This is a genomic window from Burkholderia sp. AU16482 (genome assembly GCF_002223285.1).
In the GTDB taxonomy this organism is placed as follows: domain Bacteria; phylum Pseudomonadota; class Gammaproteobacteria; order Burkholderiales; family Burkholderiaceae; genus Burkholderia; species Burkholderia semiarida.
Genome location: NZ_NKEY01000003.1, coordinates 1,483,759 through 1,500,323, shown reverse-complemented (window position 1 = coordinate 1,500,323; position 16,565 = coordinate 1,483,759). Strand labels below are relative to the sequence as shown.

General features: G+C 67.8%; 19 protein-coding genes. 12 read left to right on the top strand and 7 right to left on the bottom strand.

Annotated features, from left to right (window positions below; all coding sequences use genetic code 11):
* Window positions 1–21 precede the first annotated feature (21 nt).
* The 4 genes from CFB35_RS09490 to CFB35_RS09475 all read left to right on the top strand — a co-directional run bounded on the left by CFB35_RS09490 (window position 22) and on the right by CFB35_RS09475 (window position 4,181).
* Complete coding sequence (locus CFB35_RS09490; protein ID WP_059585248.1) at window positions 22–378, top strand: Rap1a/Tai family immunity protein; 357 nt, start codon at window positions 22–24, stop codon at window positions 376–378.
* 89 nt (window positions 379–467) lie between these two features.
* Window positions 468–1,640, top strand: a complete 1,173-nt coding sequence (locus CFB35_RS09485; protein WP_059585249.1) for a mechanosensitive ion channel family protein — start codon at window positions 468–470, stop codon at window positions 1,638–1,640.
* A 36-nt stretch (window positions 1,641–1,676) separates the two neighbouring features.
* The gene (locus CFB35_RS09480; protein ID WP_089464836.1) at window positions 1,677–2,852 is read left to right on the top strand and encodes an AAA family ATPase; all 1,176 of its coding nucleotides are present in this window, start codon (window positions 1,677–1,679) and stop codon (window positions 2,850–2,852) included.
* A 264-nt stretch (window positions 2,853–3,116) separates the two neighbouring features.
* Window positions 3,117–4,181, top strand: a complete 1,065-nt coding sequence (locus CFB35_RS09475) for a glycosyltransferase family 4 protein (protein WP_060316529.1) — start codon at window positions 3,117–3,119, stop codon at window positions 4,179–4,181.
* 112 nt (window positions 4,182–4,293) lie between these two features.
* Here CFB35_RS09475 and CFB35_RS09470 read toward each other — a convergent pair whose 3' ends face one another.
* From CFB35_RS09470 to CFB35_RS09460, 3 genes are all read right to left on the bottom strand, one after another.
* Window positions 4,294–4,881 (bottom strand): YSC84-related protein, encoded by a 588-nt coding sequence (locus CFB35_RS09470; RefSeq protein ID WP_059585252.1) that lies wholly within the window; start codon window positions 4,879–4,881, stop codon window positions 4,294–4,296.
* A gap of 241 nt (window positions 4,882–5,122) precedes the next feature.
* Window positions 5,123–5,572: a hypothetical protein gene (locus CFB35_RS09465; protein WP_059585253.1), complete on the bottom strand. Its 450-nt coding sequence runs from the start codon at window positions 5,570–5,572 to the stop codon at window positions 5,123–5,125.
* A 267-nt stretch (window positions 5,573–5,839) separates the two neighbouring features.
* On the bottom strand, window positions 5,840–6,130 hold the full coding sequence (locus CFB35_RS09460) for a PsiF family protein (RefSeq protein ID WP_059585254.1): 291 nt from the start codon (window positions 6,128–6,130) through the stop codon (window positions 5,840–5,842).
* A 272-nt stretch (window positions 6,131–6,402) separates the two neighbouring features.
* On the opposite strand from CFB35_RS09460, the gene CFB35_RS09455 reads away from it, so the two are divergent.
* Window positions 6,403–7,425, top strand: a complete 1,023-nt coding sequence (locus CFB35_RS09455; RefSeq protein WP_059645590.1) for an asparaginase — start codon at window positions 6,403–6,405, stop codon at window positions 7,423–7,425.
* A 106-nt stretch (window positions 7,426–7,531) separates the two neighbouring features.
* On the opposite strand, the gene lysM is transcribed toward CFB35_RS09455, so the two are convergent.
* From lysM to gcl, 4 genes are all read right to left on the bottom strand, one after another.
* Entirely contained in the window at window positions 7,532–8,002 is a 471-nt protein-coding gene (lysM, locus tag CFB35_RS09450; RefSeq protein ID WP_059645593.1) for a peptidoglycan-binding protein LysM, read from the bottom strand.
* 459 nt (window positions 8,003–8,461) lie between these two features.
* Window positions 8,462–9,355 carry a 2-hydroxy-3-oxopropionate reductase gene (locus CFB35_RS09445; protein WP_059585257.1) on the bottom strand — a complete coding sequence of 298 codons (894 nt, stop codon included), beginning with the start codon at window positions 9,353–9,355 and terminating at the stop codon, window positions 8,462–8,464.
* 41 nt (window positions 9,356–9,396) lie between these two features.
* On the bottom strand, window positions 9,397–10,206 hold the full coding sequence (gene hyi / locus CFB35_RS09440; RefSeq protein WP_059645599.1) for a hydroxypyruvate isomerase: 810 nt from the start codon (window positions 10,204–10,206) through the stop codon (window positions 9,397–9,399).
* A 39-nt stretch (window positions 10,207–10,245) separates the two neighbouring features.
* Entirely contained in the window at window positions 10,246–12,021 is a 1,776-nt protein-coding gene (gene gcl, locus CFB35_RS09435; protein ID WP_089464835.1) for a glyoxylate carboligase, read from the bottom strand.
* A 172-nt stretch (window positions 12,022–12,193) separates the two neighbouring features.
* Here gcl and CFB35_RS09430 point away from each other — a divergent pair, with 172 nt between their 5' ends.
* The 7 genes from CFB35_RS09430 (at window position 12,194) to rplI (ending at window position 16,505) form a co-directional block, all read left to right on the top strand.
* Entirely contained in the window at window positions 12,194–13,105 is a 912-nt protein-coding gene (locus CFB35_RS09430; protein WP_059585260.1) for a LysR family transcriptional regulator, read from the top strand.
* Window positions 13,106–13,272: 167 nt separating this feature from the next.
* The gene (locus tag CFB35_RS09425) at window positions 13,273–13,914 is read left to right on the top strand and encodes an RNA polymerase sigma factor (protein ID WP_089464834.1); all 642 of its coding nucleotides are present in this window, start codon (window positions 13,273–13,275) and stop codon (window positions 13,912–13,914) included.
* The gene (locus CFB35_RS09420; RefSeq protein ID WP_089464833.1) at window positions 13,904–14,800 is read left to right on the top strand and encodes an anti-sigma factor; all 897 of its coding nucleotides are present in this window, start codon (window positions 13,904–13,906) and stop codon (window positions 14,798–14,800) included. The genes CFB35_RS09425 and CFB35_RS09420 overlap by 11 nt, the downstream gene beginning before the upstream one ends.
* A gap of 230 nt (window positions 14,801–15,030) precedes the next feature.
* A complete protein-coding gene (rpsF, locus tag CFB35_RS09415) occupies window positions 15,031–15,405 on the top strand; it encodes a 30S ribosomal protein S6 (RefSeq protein WP_006486255.1) in 375 nt (124 codons plus the stop codon).
* A gap of 40 nt (window positions 15,406–15,445) precedes the next feature.
* Window positions 15,446–15,745: a primosomal replication protein N gene (gene priB / locus CFB35_RS09410; RefSeq protein WP_011549649.1), complete on the top strand. Its 300-nt coding sequence runs from the start codon at window positions 15,446–15,448 to the stop codon at window positions 15,743–15,745.
* A gap of 4 nt (window positions 15,746–15,749) precedes the next feature.
* Window positions 15,750–16,025: a 30S ribosomal protein S18 gene (gene rpsR / locus CFB35_RS09405; RefSeq protein ID WP_004193360.1), complete on the top strand. Its 276-nt coding sequence runs from the start codon at window positions 15,750–15,752 to the stop codon at window positions 16,023–16,025.
* Between the two features lie 27 nt (window positions 16,026–16,052).
* On the top strand, window positions 16,053–16,505 hold the full coding sequence (rplI, locus tag CFB35_RS09400) for a 50S ribosomal protein L9 (RefSeq protein ID WP_006486256.1): 453 nt from the start codon (window positions 16,053–16,055) through the stop codon (window positions 16,503–16,505).
* Window positions 16,506–16,565: the final 60 nt, after the last annotated feature.

Here is a 16,565-nt window from a genome sequence, read left to right as displayed (position 1 = left end):
CTTGACATAAGAAGGAACACCATGTTGCGCGCAATGTTTTGTGCCGCGGCGTTTGCCGTGCCGTTGTCGGCGGCGGCTTTCACGGGCGCGGATCTCGACCGGCTGTGCGCGAAGACGGACGTCAAGTCGCGGGCGTCGTGCGCGGCCTATATCGAAGGCGCCGCCGACGGCGTCTACAACACGATCGATGCGATCGGCGGCACCACGGGGCCGCGCGTCGGCCAGTATTTCTGCCTGCCGCCCGACATCCGGGCGCAACAGATGACGGACGCGGTGCGCAAGTACATCGCGGAAAATCCGAAGCTGGCCGACTACAACGCGAGCACCGCGGTGTCGCTCGGTCTCGGCAAGGCGTTTCCCTGCAGGAACGGCAGCTGATCTGACGCCGTGTCCGGGCGCGTGCGCGGCCCGGGCGTCGCCGACGCATCCAGGACGAAGCCAGTGGGCTTCATCACTCGAGGGCGCCGATGATTTCAATCGAGGAACTGCAGCGCATCGCCGATGCGCCGCTGCATTCGTGGCTCGGCACGCTGGGCGTGTCGGTCATCGTCATACTGGTCGTCACGGTCGTGCACCGCCTCGGCGCACGCATCGTCAAGCGCATCGCGCAGCCGTATCCGCTGATGAGCGCGATCCTGCGCTACATCGACAAGCCGTCGCTCGTCGTGCTGGCGCTGCTGGCGCTCGAATTCCTGTGGGTCCAGGCCGACGACGGCATGTCGTTCGTGCGCGGCATGCGCACCGCGGCCGCGGTCGGCTCGATCGTGTCGCTCACGTGGCTGCTGGTGCGGCTCGCGGCCGGCGTCGGCGACGCGATCATCCAGGCCCATCCGATCGATACGGCCGACAATCTGCAGGCACGGCGCGTCCATACGCAGGCCAAGGTGCTCGTGCGGACCGTGATGGTGCTGATCGTGATCATCGGCACCGGCGCCGCGCTGATGACGTTCCCGAACGTGCGCCAGATCGGCGCGAGCCTGCTGGCGTCGGCCGGCGTCGCGGGGCTGGTCGCCGGTATCGCCGCACGGCCGGTGCTCGGCAACCTGATTGCCGGGTTGCAGATCGCGCTCACGCAGCCGATCCGGCTCGACGACGTGGTCGTGATCCAGGGCGAGTGGGGGCGTATCGAGGAAATCACCGGCTCGTTCGTGTCGGTGCGGCTGTGGGACCAGCGGCGCCTCGTCGTGCCGCTGCAGTGGATCATCGAGAACCCGTTCACGAACTGGACGCGCAGCAGCGCGGAGATCATCGGCACCGTCTACCTGTCGGTCGATTACCGCACGCCGCTCGCGCCGCTGCGCGAGGAACTCGCGCGGCTCGTCCACGCCGCGCCCGAGTGGGACGGCCGCGTGCAGGTGCTGCAGGTGACCGACGCGACGGAGCGCACGATGCAGTTGCGCGCGCTCGTCAGCGCGGCCGATTCGTCGTCGTGCTGGGATCTGCGCTGCCGCGTGCGCGAAGGGTTGATCGCCTATCTGCAGGACCGCTATCCGCAATGCCTGCCGCGCAGCCGGATGGAGCTGTATCCGCACGACGCGGCGCCCGATGCGCCGAATCGCGAACGGCCGCACGTGCGCTCGCCTGCCGCCAGCACGGCGGCCAACACCGCCGCCGACCCGCAGGCCGTCGAAGGCCGCTGAGCGCGGCCCGGCCCCTGCTTGCCATTTCCCGTTCCCATGACCGCGCTGAAGACGCTTGCCATCGCCAATTACCGCTCGCTGCGCGAGCTGATCGTGCCGCTCGCGGCGCTCAACGTCGTCACGGGCCCGAACGGCAGCGGCAAGTCGAGCGTGTACCGCGCGCTGCGGCTGCTCGCCGACACCGCACAGGGCCGCGTGATCCCGTCGCTCGCGCGCGAGGGCGGCTTGCCGTCGACGTTGTGGGCCGGCCCCGAGCGCTTCTCGCGCGCGATGCTGGCCGGCGAGGTGCCGGTGACGGGCACGGTGCGCAAGGGCCCGGTGAGCCTGAAGCTCGGTTTCGCGTGCGACGATTTCGGCTATGCGATCGATCTCGGCCTGCCGTTGCCGAGCCGTTCGCAGTTCGCGCTCGACCCGGTGGTCAAGCGCGAGTGCATCTGGGGCGGCGCGGTGCTGCGTCCGTCCACGCTGCTGGTCGACCGGCAGGGCGCGCAGATCCGCGCGCGTACCGCGTCGGGCGACTGGCTGACGATCCCGCAGCCGGTCGCGAGCTTCGACAGCATGATGACCGAATTCGCCGATCCGACCGGCGCGCCCGAGATGATCGCGGTGCGCGAACGGATTCGCTCGTGGCGCTTCTACGACCATTTCCGGACCGATGCGCACGCGCCGGCGCGCCAGTCGCACATCGGCACGCATACGCCGGTGCTCGCGGACGACGGCGCCGACCTGGCCGCCGCGCTGCAGACGATCCGTGAAATCGGCGATGCCGCGGCGCTCGACGCGGCGATCGACGACGCGTTCCCCGGTGCGTCGGTCGAGATCGACAACCCGGGCGGCCGCGGCCGTTTCGACGTGCTGATGCGCCAGCCGGGGCTGCTGCGGCCGCTGTCGGCGGCCGAGCTGTCGGATGGCACGCTGCGTTACCTGCTGCTCGCGGCCGCGCTGCTGACGCCGCGGCCGCCGGCGCTGATGGTGCTGAACGAACCGGAGACGAGCCTGCATCCCGATCTGCTGCCGGCGCTCGGCCGCCTGATCGCGCAGGCCGCCCGGCGTTCGCAGGTGCTGGTCGTGTCGCACGCGGCGCGGCTCATCGCGACGCTCGAGCGCGAGGCCGGCTGCGAATCGCTGGTGCTCGACAAGCAGCTAGGCGCGACCGCGCTCGTCGATGCCGACTCGCGCGACCTGCCGGCCTGGAAGTGGCCGTCGCGTTGACAGCCTGACGGTGCGCCTGGGGCGTGATCGGCCCGGCCGGGCCCCGCTGCGAGGCGGCCGTGACCGGTCGGCCGAATGTATCCGGTCTGTAACAACCCCCAAAAAATGAAAGACCAGCGGTTCCGCTCATCGGGATCGCGAATAATAATGAGATATTCGGCTGGCGCCACGCCGGCCGGCGCCGCATGGACGCACGGCGGGCGCACGCAAGGGCGCAATCCCGCCGGCCGTACCGCAACGGACAGGACACAGGAGACGTGGACCATGAGAATTGCCCAGATCGCCCCGCTGACCGAATCCGTGCCGCCGAAGCTGTACGGCGGCACGGAGCGCGTGGTGTCCTACATCACCGAGGCGCTCGTCGACCTCGGCCACGATGTGACGCTGTTCGCGAGCGGCGATTCGACGACGCGGGCGACGCTCGAGGCCGTGTGGCCGCGCGCGCTGCGGCTCGATTCGTCGATCCGCGACCGGGTCGCGCCACACATGCTGCTGATGGAGACGGTCGCGCGCCGCGCGAAGGATTTCGACGTGCTCCATTTCCACATGGATTACTACTCGTTCTCGGTCTTCAACCGGCAGGAAACGCCTTACGTGACGACGCTGCACGGCCGGCTCGACCTGCCCGAGCAGCAGCCGGTATTCGACACCTTCAACACGGCGCCGGTGATCTCGATCTCCAATGCGCAGCGCCAGCCGCTGCCGCAGGCGAAATGGCTGACGACCGTCTATCACGGGCTGCCCGATACGCTGTACATGCCGCAGCCCGTCGAGCCGCGCTATCTCGCGTTCCTCGGCCGCATCTCGCCGGAAAAACGCGTCGATACCGCGATCCGCATCGCGCGCCAGTGCGGGCTGCCGATCCGGATCGCCGCGAAGATCGACGCGGCCGACCAGGAATACTTCGACCGCGAGATCAAGCCGCTCTTCGCGTTGCCGCACGTCGAGTACATCGGCGAGATCGCCGATCACGAGAAGGCCGAATTCCTGTCGGGCGCGCATGCGCTGCTGTTTCCGATCGACTGGCCGGAGCCGTTCGGCCTGGTGATGATCGAGGCGATGTCGTGCGGCACGCCGGTCATCGCATTCAACCGCGGCGCGGTGCCCGAAGTGGTGGACGAGGGCGTGTCGGGGTTCATCGTCGAGGATGAAATCAGCGCGGTGGCCGCGGTGAACCGGCTGCACCTGCTGCCGCGTGCGCGCGTACGGCAGCGCTTCGAGGAGCGCTTCACGTCGCGCCGGATGGCGCAGCAGTACGTGGACGTGTACCAGTCGGTGATCCGCGCGCAGAAGCGCTCGCGCTTCAAGGTGATCGACTCGACGACCTGAGCGGCCTGGCCGACCCGGCGCGCGGTGCGGGCGGATAAAAAAACGGCGATGCCCGCGAGGACATCGCCGTTTGCGCATGCCCGGCGCGCCGCGCGCGGGCAGTGCGTCAACGTCAGATCTTGAGCTTCGTGACCTTGGTGCCGTTGATCGACACGTCGCCCATCAGGCCGGCGTTCGTCAGCACGACGACCTGGATCGGCGCGGTGGCCGTGTTGGAATCGACCGCGCCGTTCGCGCCCATCTTCACGAGCGCGACCGATGCGCCGGCGCCGGCTGCCCAGCCGTCCGAGCTGCGGAATTCGTCGAGCGCCTGCTGCGTCATGAACAGGAACACGACCGCCTTCGACTGCGCGCCGGCCTGCAGGCCGACCGACAGCGACGACGTGTTGTAGTAGCCGACGGTGCTGCCGCCGACGCGCAGCGCGCCGTTGCCGGACTGGGCGCCGACGATGAAGCCGGCCTGGAGCACTTCGGGGAAGACCAGCACGCCGCGCGATTTCGCGACGAGCTCGCGCGAGCCCTTGACGGTGGAGTACATGCGCGACAGCGTGGCGTCGACGCTCGCGTCGATCGACTGACGCTTCGACGCGTTGGTGGCGGCATTGTCCGGCTTGTCCGGGGTGGTGGTGCAACCGGTGAGCGCGAGGCTACCGACGATGAGCGCGGCGGCGGCTTTGAGCACAAGAGTCCGTTTTTGCATCGTTGTTCTCCATCGGATGATGTTCGGAGTGAGTCTCGCTCAAGGAGCGGATCACGTCGGCAGTTATATCACAGCGGATCAGGGCCACTTTTCGTTGCCACGTGAAAAAGCGTCAAATCGCGCGCGGGTGTCGCGGCGCGCCAACGGACGAAGCGGCGCCCGCGCGACGCATGCCTCGCACAGGGGCGTCGTGCGGGAACGTGCGGGCGATTGCAGGGGCGGCGCCCGCGGCGCGCCGGTGTCAGTGCGTGACGGGGGGAACGGGCGGCTTGATCGGCGGGCGGCGCAGCGCGCGACGGATCAGCGCGATCACGACGCCGCACGCGAACAGGAACGCGGCCGGGACGACCCAGTAGCCGACGAACGCATGCCACAGGTAGCCGGCGAGCGTATTGCGGCGCACGACGTATTCGTCGCGAGCCGCCTGCTGGCGCGGCGCGTTGGCGGCCAGCACATCGGCCGGGCAACCGGCCGCGCGCGCCTCGTCGGCATCCCCGCGGCACTTCGCGGCGGCGCCGGCGGCCTGCTGCGCGTCGGTGAGCTGCCAGGTGGTCAGCGCGAGCTGCAGGTCGGCCTTGTTGTAGGCCATTTCCTCGCGGATCTCGCGCACGGCGACGATCGCGACGGGCACGGCCCAGAACACGATCACGATCAGCCAGCGGCGAAACCAGCGGTGTTGTCTCCATGCCATCCAGGCCTCCGTTTGACGCGCGTGCGCGTTCGTCTCGAGGGCGGCCCGATGGCGCTTCTTGGTCTTGGGTGGGCCGCGTTGCAGCCATCATAGAAGAAAACGCGGCGAATTGCCGCACCCGAATTACCGCCCCTGTGGCGGCGTCGGGACGGCGGGCCGGAAAACGGGGAGGGAGGCGGTGTGTGCGCGTCGATGCGCGTGCAACGAAAATGAAAATGCCGCGCCCGCCGAAGCGGTGCGCGGCATTCGAGACGGGAGCGCCGGAACTCAGGCGGCCGGCTGATTGCTCAGGCAGCTCTTCATGAACGCCTTGCGATCGTCGCCCTTCTTGCCGGTGGCCTGCGTGTTGCACGCCTTCATCTTTTCCTGCTGCGTCATCGCCTTCGCGGGCTTCGCCGACAGGCAGTCCTTCATGAACGCCTTGCGTTCGTCGCCCGTCTTGCCGGCTGCCTGCGTGTTACAGGCCTTCATCTTGTCCTGCTGGCTGTTCGCCGCGAAGGCGGGGGAAGCCAGCATGCCGCCGAGAAGCAGTGCGGCTACGAGCGATTGGATTTTCATTTCGACACTCCCATGGGGTGAATTGCGCGTGATCGACGCCGTCATGAAGCTCGACGCGACGTGGACAGGGCCACATCGCACCACGCGTTCCGATTATGGCAAATCAAGGTGAAAACACCAAAACGGCACTTTCTATAACGTTGCGGACGCCATGGCCGTTGACGGCGCACGCGGCTAGGAGATCGGGACAAACCATGACGCGCGGCGGGCGGCGCCGGCCCGTCGCGCCGGAACCTGCCGGCTCGCGGCCGCGAGCCATTACAATCGCGGCCATGAATACACCGAACACCGCATCCCCTTCGTCCGCGGCGACGCTGCCGCGCATCGCCGTACTTGCCACCGGCGGCACGATCGCCGGCGCCGCGCCCGACGCGGCCAGCACGGCCGGCTACCAGGCCGGCGCGCTCGGCGTCAGTTTCCTGGTCGACGCCGTGCCGGCGCTTGCGTCGGTCGCGCGCATCGACGCGGAGCAGATCGCCAGCATCGACAGCAAGGATCTCGCGTTGCCGCTGTGGAACACGCTCGCCGCGCGGATCGACGCGCTGATGGCCGATCCCGCGATCGACGGCATCGTGATCACCCACGGCACCGATACGCTCGAGGAAACGGCGTACGCGCTGCATCTGGTCGTCCGGGGCGACAAGCCGGTCGTGCTGACGGCCGCGATGCGGCCGGCGACCGCGCTGTCGTCCGACGGCCCGCTGAACCTGCTGAACGCGGTGACGGTGGCCGCCCATCCGGCCGCGCGCGGGCAGGGCGTGCTGGTCGCGTTCAACAACCGGATCCACGGCGCGCGCGACGTCGTGAAGACGAGCACCTATGCGGTCGACGCGTTCCAGTCGCCGGAGCTCGGGGCGCTCGGCTGGGTACAGGACGGCCGCGTCGAATTCGCGCGCCGCATCACGCGTACGCGCGACACGCAACTGGCGATCGCGGCAAGCTGGCCGCCGGTCGAGGTCGTCGCGAGCTATGCGGGCGTGACGCGCACGGCCGTCGATGCGCTCGTCGGGGCCGGCGTGCGCGGCCTCGTCGTCGCGGGCACCGGCAACGGGTCGATTCATGCGACGCTGCAGGCGGCGCTCGCCGATGCGGTCAATGCGGGCGTGGCGGTGGTTCGTGCGTCGCGCGTCGGGTCGGGGCACGTGATGCGCAACGGCGCCGCGAGCGACGATGCACTCGGTTTCGTGAGCGCGGGCTCGCTGCACCCGTTCAAGGCGCGCGTGCTGCTGATGCTCGCGCTCGCGAACGGCATTCACGATCGCGACGCATTGCAGCGCGCGTTCGATACGCTGTGATTCGATGACGGGAAGATCGACACGCGCCGATCGCGCGGTGCGCGTCGCCCATGAAGAAAGGCAGGCCGAGCGGCCTGCCTTTTTTGCATCAGCGCTGCGCGAATGCTCAGGACTGCGGCGGAATCACGAGCTTCTGGCCCGGGTAGATCCGGTCCGGGCTCGACAGCATCGGCTTGTTCGCCTCGAAGATCGCCGGGTACTTGCTCGCGTCGCCGTACACTTCCTTGGCGATCGCCGACAGCGTGTCGCCCGGCTTCACGTCGTGGTACCGCACTTCCGGATCGTCCGGCTGCAGGCCGTCGTCGTTGACGCCCGCGACACCCTGCACGTTGCCGGCCGCGACCTTGACCTTCGCCTTCGTGTCGAGATCGGCGACGCTGCCCGACAGCGTGACGGTGCGCGACGCGCCGTCGAACGCGACGGTCAGGTTCGACGTGTCGAGACCTTGCGAGTTGATGTAGTTCTTGATCGCATCGGCCGCGGTCTGGTTCGCGGCATTCGGATCTTCCGCTGCCTGTGCATCGGCGTGACCCAGCAGTTTTTCACCCGCCTCTTTAATAAACGAAAGAAGACCCATCGTTGCACTCCTTAGGTGGTTGAAAAGAAAACGCGCCGTGAAGTGGCGAAAAAACACCGCGCTGGGTGCGGTCTCCGGAGGGAAACGCAGGCGCGGCGGTTTTCTCGAAAGGCGTGGCGAAAGTGTAGGCGTTCGACGCGACGATTGCATGAAAAATCGCACGCTCGAACGTAAAGAAATGTAATACGCGAAATCCGACAGGCGGACACCCGACGACGACGTCTGACCGACCAAGGCTTCCCCGGCGCCGCCGGGTGCCGCTGCGGACCCCACCACGCCGCTCTCAGCCCAGAGCGGCGTTTTTTCGCCCCGTCCCGCCTGCCGTTGGCGAGCCGGGCGGGGCGCCCCACCGTGATGCGCGCGTACGCCGCGCATCTGTGCGACCGGCCGCGGCCGAGTCGCGTATATGCGTCGCGCGCGTCCGCCGTCGCGGCGCACACGCGCGTTGCGGCATCCGCGTCACGCGGCCGGCGTCTGACCGATCTCGAAGTTCGACATGATCTCGAGCGCGCGCACGAGCGCCGAGTGATCCCATGCCTTGCCGCCGTGCGACGCGCACACGCTGAACAACTGCTGCGCGCTCGCGGTGTGCGGCAGCGCGAGGCCGAGCTTGCGCGCGCCGTCGAGCGCGAGGTTCAGGTCCTTCTGGTGCAGCTCGATGCGAAAGCCCGGGTCGAACGTGCGCTTGGTCATGCGCGCACCGTGCACTTCGAGGATGCGCGACGCGGCGAAGCCGCCCATCAGCGCCTGGCGCACGCGTTCCGGATCGGCGCCCGAACGCGCGGCGAACAGCAGCGCTTCGCCGACCGCTTCGATGTTCAGCGCGACGATGATCTGGTTCGCGACCTTGCAGGTCTGGCCCGCGCCGTTGTCGCCGACGAGCGTGATGTTCTTGCCCATCTTCTCGAACAGCGGCTTCGCGCGCTCGAACGCCTTCTCGGGGCCGCCGACCATGATCGTCAGCGTCGCTTCGCGCGCACCGACTTCGCCGCCGGACACCGGTGCGTCGAGGTAGTCGCAGCCGAGCGCGTTGATCTGTTTCGCGAATGCCTGCGTGTCGAGCGGCGAGATCGAGCTCATGTCGATCACGAGCTTGCCGGCGCTCAGGCCCTTCGCGACGCCGTCGTCGGCGAACAGCACGTTACGCACGTCCGGCGTGTCCGGCACCATCGAGATGATGATGTCCGCGTGCCGCGCGACTTCGGTCGAGTTCGCGACGACCTTGGCGCTGCCGCGCAGATCGTCCGGGATCGGAAACGCGCCGTTCACGACGAGTTGATGATCGCCCTTGAGCAGGTTGCGCGCCATGTGCGCGCCCATGATGCCGAGGCCGATGAAACCGATGGTTGCCATGTGAAAGTCTCCTGTGAGGCTGAAAACGGAAAGGGTGCGACTCAGGCGGCGCGACGCGCCGAGGCCGGTGCGCAACCGGCCACGCTTTGCAGCCAGCCGAGGCCTTCCGTCGTGGTGGTGCGGGGCTTGTATTCGCAGCCGACGTAGCCGGCATAGCCGAGCCGGTCGAGCAGCGCGAACAGGAACGCGTAGTTGATCTCGCCGGTGCCCGGCTCGTTGCGGCCCGGGTTGTCCGCAAGCTGGACGTGGCCGATCGACGCGAGGTTGCGTTCGATCGTCGCGGCCAGTTCGCCTTCCATGCGTTGCATGTGATAGATGTCGTACTGCAGGAACAGGTTGTCCGAGCCGACCGCGCGGATCACGTCGAGGCCTTCCGACGAGCGGTTCAGCGCGAAGCCCGGGATGTCGAAGCGGTTGCACGGCTCGACGAGCAGGCGGATGCCTTCGCGCTTCAGCGCATCGGCGGCGAAGCGCAGGTTGTCGACGATCGTCACGAACGTCTTGTCGCGCGCCGTGCTCGCCGACGGGATGCCGACCAGGCAGTTCAGCTGCGGCACCTTCAGCGCCTTCGCGTAGTCGATCGCCCGGCCGACCCCTTCCTGGAATTCGCCGACGCGATCAGGCAGGCACGCGATGCCGCGCTCGCCCTGGTCCCAGTTGCCGGCGGGCAGGTTGTGCAGCACGAGGCGCAGGCCGTGCGTCTCGAGCCGCTCGGCGAGTTCTTCTTTCGCGTACGGATACGGAAACAGGAACTCGACGGCGTCGAAGCCCGCGTCCGCGGCCGCCTTGAAGCGGTCGAGGAACGGCACTTCGTTGAACAGCATGGTCAGGTTTGCAGCAAACTTCGGCATGAGCTAAGCCTCTTCGGTCGGTCAAAAATGTCGTGCGGTTCAGTCGAGCATCGAGATCGCGGTCGGTGCGTGCCCGGCCTTTTCGGCGAGCTCCTCGAATTCGTTGATCGCGTCGATCTCGGTGCCCATCGAGATGTTCGTCACGCGCTCGAGGATCACCTCGACGACCACCGGCACGCTGAACTCTTCCGCGAGCGTTTGCGCCTGACGCAGCGCCGGCTCGATCTCTTCCGGCTTGAACACGCGCAGCGCCTTGCAGCCGAGGCCTTCCGCGACGGCCACGTGGTCGACGCCATAGCCGTTCAGTTCGGGCGCGTTCACGTTGTCGAACGCGAGCTGCACGCAGTAGTCCATGTCGAACGCGCGCTGCGCCTGGCGGATCAGCCCGAGGTACGAGTTGTTCACGACGACGTGCACGTACGGCAGCTTGAATTGCGCGCCGGCCGCGAGCTCCTCGATCATGAACTGGAAGTCGTAGTCGCCGGACAGCGCGACGATCGGGCGGCTCGGGTCGGCCGCGCGCACGCCGAGCGCGGCGGGGATCGTCCAGCCGAGCGGGCCGGCCTGGCCGCAGTTGATCCAGTTGCGTGCCTTGAACACGTGCAGGAACTGCGCGGCGGCGATCTGCGACAGGCCGATCGTGCTGACGTAGCAGGTATCGCGGCCGAACACCTTGTTCATCTCTTCGTACACGCGCTGCGGCTTGACCGGCACGTTGTCGAAGTGCGTCTTGCGCTGCAGCGTGCGCTTGCGCGCCTGGCACTCGGATACCCACTCGCCGCGGTCCTTCAGCTTGCCGGCGGCCTTCCATTCCCGCGCGACCGCGACGAACAGCTCGAGGGCCGCCTTCGCGTCGGACACGATGCCGAGATCCGGGCCGAACACGCGGCCGATCTGCGTCGGCTCGATGTCGACGTGCACGAACTTGCGGCCCTTCGTGTAGACCTCGACGCTGCCGGTATGGCGGTTCGCCCAGCGGTTGCCGATGCCGAGCACGAAGTCGGACGCGAGCATCGTCGCGTTGCCGTAGCGGTGCGACGTCTGCAGGCCGACCATGCCGGCCATCAGCGGGTGATCGTCGGGAATCGCGCCCCACGACATCAGCGTCGGGATCACCGGCACGCCGACCGTTTCGGCGAACTGCACGAGCAGGTCTTCGGCCGCCGCGTTGAGCACGCCGCCGCCCGACACGATCAGCGGCTTGTCCGCGTCGTTGAGCATCGCGAGCGCCTTCTCGATCTGCGCGCGGGTGGCCGCGGGCTTGTAGACCGGCAGCGGTTCGTACGTGTCGATGTCGAACTCGATTTCGGCGAGCTGCACGTCGATCGGCAGATCGACCAGCACCGGGCCCGGGCGGCCCGAGCGCATCAGGTGGAACGCCTGCTGGAACACGCGCGGCACGAGCGCCGGTTCGCGCACGGTGACGGCCCACTTGGTGACCGGCTTCGCGATCGATTCGATGTCGACGGCCTGGAAGTCTTCCTTGTAAAGGCGCGCGCGCGGCGCCTGGCCCGTGATCGCGAGGATCGGAATCGAGTCGGCCGATGCGGAGTAGAGGCCGGTGATCATGTCGGTGCCGGCGGGGCCCGACGTGCCGATGCACACGCCGATGTTGCCCGGCGCCGCCCGCGTGAAGCCCTCGGCCATGTGCGATGCGCCCTCGACGTGGCGCGCGAGCACGTGGCTGATGCCGCCCGACTTGCGCATGGCCGAGTAGAACGGGTTGATCGCCGCGCCCGGCACGCCGAACGCGGTCTGGATGCCTTCCTTCTCGAGCACGAGTACGGCTGCGTCGACGGCTCTCATCTTGGCCATGAATGTCTCCTTGAATATGGCGGATCGTGCGAATCGGTCTGTTGGGGACACTTTAGGGATGCAGGAAAGGTTTGATAAGATCAGCCGAAGTCGCTTATTTCGAAACTAAAAGTATGGAATGACGGCCGGACGGGGCTTCCCGCCGGTGTCGGAGCCAAGACGGAGACGGGAGATGGACCGCTTCAAGCAGATCGAGACGTTCGTGCGCGTGGCCGATGCCGGCAGCCTCGCGGCGGCGGCGCTGGAGGAGGGCGTGTCGCCGGTGGTGCTGGGGCGGCGCATCGACGCGCTGGAGAAGCGCCTCGGCGTGAAACTGATGTACCGCTCGACGCGGCGGCTGGTGGTCAGCGAGGAGGGCGCCGCGTTCCTCGAGCGCTGCCGCGGGCTGCTGTCCGAATGGGATCAGGCCGAGAACGAGCTGGCTGCCGGCCGGCGCGCGGTCAGCGGGCACCTGATCGTGTCGGCGCCGGCCGCGTTCGGCCGCAAGCACGTCGCGCCGCACGCGCCCGGCTTTCTGGCCGACAAGCCGGAGATGCAGCTGTCGTTCAACCTGACCGACCGCGTCGTCGATCTCGTGCGCGAAGGCTACGACCTGTCGATCCGGATCGGCGGCGCGGTCGATCCGAACTTCGTCGCGGTGAAGCTCGCATCGAACCGGCGCGTGGTGTGCGGCACGCCCGACTATTTCCGCCGGCACGGCCGGCCGAAATCGCTCGACGACCTGCTCAAGCACAACTGTCTCGCGTTCAACCTGCAGGGCGGGCAGAACCGCGGCTGGTATTTCCAGCGTCACGGCAAGATCGCGACGATGCGCGTGACCGGCAATCTCGACTGCAACGACGGCGAGCTGCTGCACCGCTGGGTGGCCGAGGGGCTCGGGCTCGGCTGGCGCTCGACGTGGGAGATCGCCGCGCAGCTCGAAACGGGCGAACTCGAGACCGTGCTCGACGAATACGCGCTGCCCGACTACGACATCCTCGCCGTCTACCCGCAGCAGCGCTACGTGCCGGCGCGCGTGCGTTACTTCATCGACTACCTGCGCGAAGCGTATGCACGCCCCGGCTACTGGAGCACCACGCCGTAACGGCCGGCGCGCCCGGCCGCCCGGCGATTTTTTGCGCTGCATGCGTGCGGCGCGGGAATAAACTCGACGCAGCAGCGGTAAGGTCATCGAGCGCGCACGTTGCCGGTCTGTCCGGGCGCCGGGCGCGGAACGGGCGCGGCGTCGGCCGCCGGGACCAGGGAGGCCATGTGGGGCAAGCCGGACAGGCGGGCGATGAGCGGGCGGCGGACGATGCCGCCGCGCGCGGCGAGCGGTTTCGCACGCTCGTGCTGCCGCATCTCGACGCCGCGTACAACCTCGCGCGCTGGCTGAGCGGCAGCGCCGGCGATGCGGACGACGTCGTGCAGGACGCGTGCATGCGCGCGCTGCGCTTCGTCGATTCGTGTCGCGGCGACAACGCGCGGCCGTGGCTGCTGACGATCGTGCGCCACACCTGGTACACCGAGTGGCGGCGGCGCACGCATGCGCACGAGGTCGCGCTGCCCGACACGCTCGACGACGCGGACGTGCCCGACGACTGGCAGCCGGCGACGGAGGACCCGCTCGCGCAGCTGCTGCGCGGCGAGAACGTGCGGCTCGTGAATGCGGCGCTCGCGAGGCTGCCGACCGAATACCGCGAGGTGCTCGTGCTGCGCGAGATGGAGGACCTCAGCTACCGCGAGATCGCGGCGATCGCGGACGTGCCGGTCGGCACGGTGATGTCGCGGCTCGCGCGCGGCCGGCGCAAGCTTGCCGCGCTGCTGGGCGCCGCGCCGGCGCCGACGACCGAAGGCCGGCCGGGCCGGACGCCGGCGGGCGGAACCGCATCGGAGGCTATCGATGGACTGTAACGAAGCGCGAGCGTTGCTGGACGCGGACGTCGACCGCGAGCTGTCGGCGCCCGATGCGTTGCGGGTCCAGCAGCATGTCGACGGGTGCGACGCGTGCCGCCGCGAACGCGCGCGGATCGTCACGCTGGTGCAGGCCGTGCGGCAGGCCGATTATCACCGCGCGCCGGACGCGCTGCGGGCGAGCATTCTTGCGAGCCTGCCGGCCGCGGCCGATGCGCGCGCCCGTGAGTCGTCGCCGGCCGAGCCGCGGCCCGAGCCCCGGTCACCGCCGCCGCGGCGGCCGCGCGGACGCGGCTGGTTTTCCTGGCTGAGCGGGCGTGGCGGGCCGGCGCGCCCGGGGCCGGCCGGCATCGGCCCGCGCGTGGCCGCGTTGCCGGGTCTCGGCTGGGGCGTCGCGTTGCTGATGGCGCTCGCGGCGGCGGGCGGAATGGCGTGGTCGGCCCGCCACGCCGACACCGAGCGAACGGTCGACGAACTCGTCGCGAGCCATGTACGGGCCGACCTGTCGGCGCGCGCCATCGACGTGATCTCGACCGACCAGCACACGGTCAAGCCGTGGTTCAACGGCCGGCTCGACTATGCGCCGCCGGTCGAGGATCTCGCGGCGAGCGGCTTCGCGCTGGTCGGCGGCCGGCTCGACTACGTCGGGCGGCGCCGCGTCGCGGTGCTCGTCTATCGCCACCGGCAGCACGTGGTCGACGTCTACGTGCAGCCGGCCGGGGAGCGGCCGGCCGCTCCGTACACGACCGTGTCGCAGGGCTATGCGCTCGACCGCTGGAACGCGGCCGGGATGACGTGGTGGGCCGTGACCGACGCCGAGCCGTCGGCGCTCGCGGCGTTCCGGACGGCCCTCGGCGCGCGGCTTGCCGGCGCGCGCAGCGAATGACGGCGCGGCCGACGGGCGGCGCACGCGTGTTCCGACCCCGGCCGTGGAAGGGCCGGATGTCGGCCGCAGCCGCCCGCATGCCTGCTCAAGTCTTTGAAAACACGGCCGAATCCGTCTGCCGATCGTAGATTGGCCTTGCATACGCCCCGTAACCGGGTTAGAATCTTCGGCTTCTCACTTGCCACACCGGTTCAGACGCCCGGGTGGCTTTAATCCACAAGGAGTGTGTAATGCGTCATTACGAAATCGTATTCATCGTGCACCCGGATCAAAGCGAGCAAGTGCCCGCGATGATCGAGCGCTACAAGTCCACGATCACGTCGCACGGCGGCCAGATCCACCGTGTCGAAGACTGGGGCCGTCGCCAGCTGGCCTACATGATCGAGAAACTCGCGAAGGCTCACTACGTCTGCATGAACATCGAGTGCGACCAGACGACGCTCGACGAACTCGAACACGCGTTCAAGTTCAACGACGCCGTGCTGCGTCACCTCATCGTCAAGATGAAGAAGGCCGAAACCGGCCCGTCGCCGATGATGAAGGAAGTTCAGCGCGAAGAAGCCAAGAAGGCGGCTGCTGCTCAGCCGGCCGAAGCGCAGGCTTAAGTTCGTCACTTATTAAGCCATCAAGGAGCGCGCCACTCACGTGAACAGGTTGCAATTGACGGCGAGCGTCGTCGAACGCGCACCGGTGCGATATACGCCGGCCGGTGTTCCGATCGCAAGCGCCACATTGCATCACCGCACGGAAGTCGTCGAAGCAGGCATTCCCCGTCAGGTCGAAATGACGATCGAGGCGGTGGCGGCCGGTGAGGCGAGCGGCAAGCTGGAAAGTCGTGAAATGGGCGTCGAAACGCTGTTCACGGGCTTCCTGGCCAAGAAAAGCCGCAACGCGAGAACCTTGGTGTTTCACATCACTGCATTGCAGGACACAGGAAAGGACTGAAATCATGGCCCGCCCGACTGGTAAGAAATTCGACAAGCGTCGTCAGCAACAAAACCCGCTCTTCAAGCGCAAGAAGTTCTGCCGTTTCACGGCTGCAGGCGTCGAGCAGATCGACTACAAGGACACGGAAACGCTGAAGGACTTCATCGGCGAAAACGGCAAGATCACGCCGGCTCGTCTGACGGGTACGAAGGCGCACTATCAGCGTCAGCTGGATACGGCCATCAAGCGTGCGCGTTTCCTCGCGCTGCTGCCGTACACCGATCAGCACAAGGCGTAATCAGGCGACGCAATAAGGAGAATTCGAATGCAAATCATTCTGTTGGAAAAAGTCGCCAATCTGGGCAACCTCGGCGATATCGTCAAGGTCAAGGACGGTTACGCTCGCAACTTCCTGATCCCGAACCGCAAGGCTCGCCGTGCAACGAAGGAAGCGATCGCCGAATTCGAAGTGCGCCGCGCTGAACTCGAAAAGATCGCTGCTGAAAAGCTGGCAGCATCGCAGGCAGTCGGCGAGAAGCTGAACGGCCAGTCGTTCGAAATCACGCAGAAGTCGGGCGTCGACGGCCGTCTGTTCGGCTCGGTCACGAACGGCGACGTCGCGGAACTGCTGAAGAAGGCAGGCTACGAAGTCGAGAAGCTGCAAGTGCGCATGCCGGAAGGCCCGCTGAAGATGATCGGCGAGCACAACGTCCAGGTCGCGCTGCACACGGACGTCGTCGTCGACGTCACGATCAACGTGATCGGCGACCACGCGTAAGCGTATGCAAGCTTGCCGGGCGGCTTCCGTCGTCCGGACAAGGGCAGGCGCCCGGGCAAC

Coding starts and splice junctions, on each gene's coding strand:
- CFB35_RS09475 (WP_060316529.1), top strand. CDS start 3,117: ATGAGAATTGCCCAGATCGCCCCGCTGACCGAATCCGTGCCGCCGAAG.
- CFB35_RS09430 (WP_059585260.1), top strand. CDS start 12,194: ATGGACCGCTTCAAGCAGATCGAGACGTTCGTGCGCGTGGCCGATGCC.
- hyi (WP_059645599.1), bottom strand. CDS start 10,206: ATGCCGAAGTTTGCTGCAAACCTGACCATGCTGTTCAACGAAGTGCCG.
- gcl (WP_089464835.1), bottom strand. CDS start 12,021: ATGGCCAAGATGAGAGCCGTCGACGCAGCCGTACTCGTGCTCGAGAAG.
- CFB35_RS09470 (WP_059585252.1), bottom strand. CDS start 4,881: ATGCAAAAACGGACTCTTGTGCTCAAAGCCGCCGCCGCGCTCATCGTC.
- CFB35_RS09420 (WP_089464833.1), top strand. CDS start 13,904: ATGGACTGTAACGAAGCGCGAGCGTTGCTGGACGCGGACGTCGACCGC.
- CFB35_RS09485 (WP_059585249.1), top strand. CDS start 468: ATGATTTCAATCGAGGAACTGCAGCGCATCGCCGATGCGCCGCTGCAT.
- CFB35_RS09445 (WP_059585257.1), bottom strand. CDS start 9,355: ATGGCAACCATCGGTTTCATCGGCCTCGGCATCATGGGCGCGCACATG.
- lysM (WP_059645593.1), bottom strand. CDS start 8,002: ATGGGTCTTCTTTCGTTTATTAAAGAGGCGGGTGAAAAACTGCTGGGT.
- CFB35_RS09480 (WP_089464836.1), top strand. CDS start 1,677: ATGACCGCGCTGAAGACGCTTGCCATCGCCAATTACCGCTCGCTGCGC.
- CFB35_RS09465 (WP_059585253.1), bottom strand. CDS start 5,572: ATGGCATGGAGACAACACCGCTGGTTTCGCCGCTGGCTGATCGTGATC.
- CFB35_RS09460 (WP_059585254.1), bottom strand. CDS start 6,130: ATGAAAATCCAATCGCTCGTAGCCGCACTGCTTCTCGGCGGCATGCTG.
- CFB35_RS09455 (WP_059645590.1), top strand. CDS start 6,403: ATGAATACACCGAACACCGCATCCCCTTCGTCCGCGGCGACGCTGCCG.
- rplI (WP_006486256.1), top strand. CDS start 16,053: ATGCAAATCATTCTGTTGGAAAAAGTCGCCAATCTGGGCAACCTCGGC.
- rpsR (WP_004193360.1), top strand. CDS start 15,750: ATGGCCCGCCCGACTGGTAAGAAATTCGACAAGCGTCGTCAGCAACAA.
- CFB35_RS09490 (WP_059585248.1), top strand. CDS start 22: ATGTTGCGCGCAATGTTTTGTGCCGCGGCGTTTGCCGTGCCGTTGTCG.
- rpsF (WP_006486255.1), top strand. CDS start 15,031: ATGCGTCATTACGAAATCGTATTCATCGTGCACCCGGATCAAAGCGAG.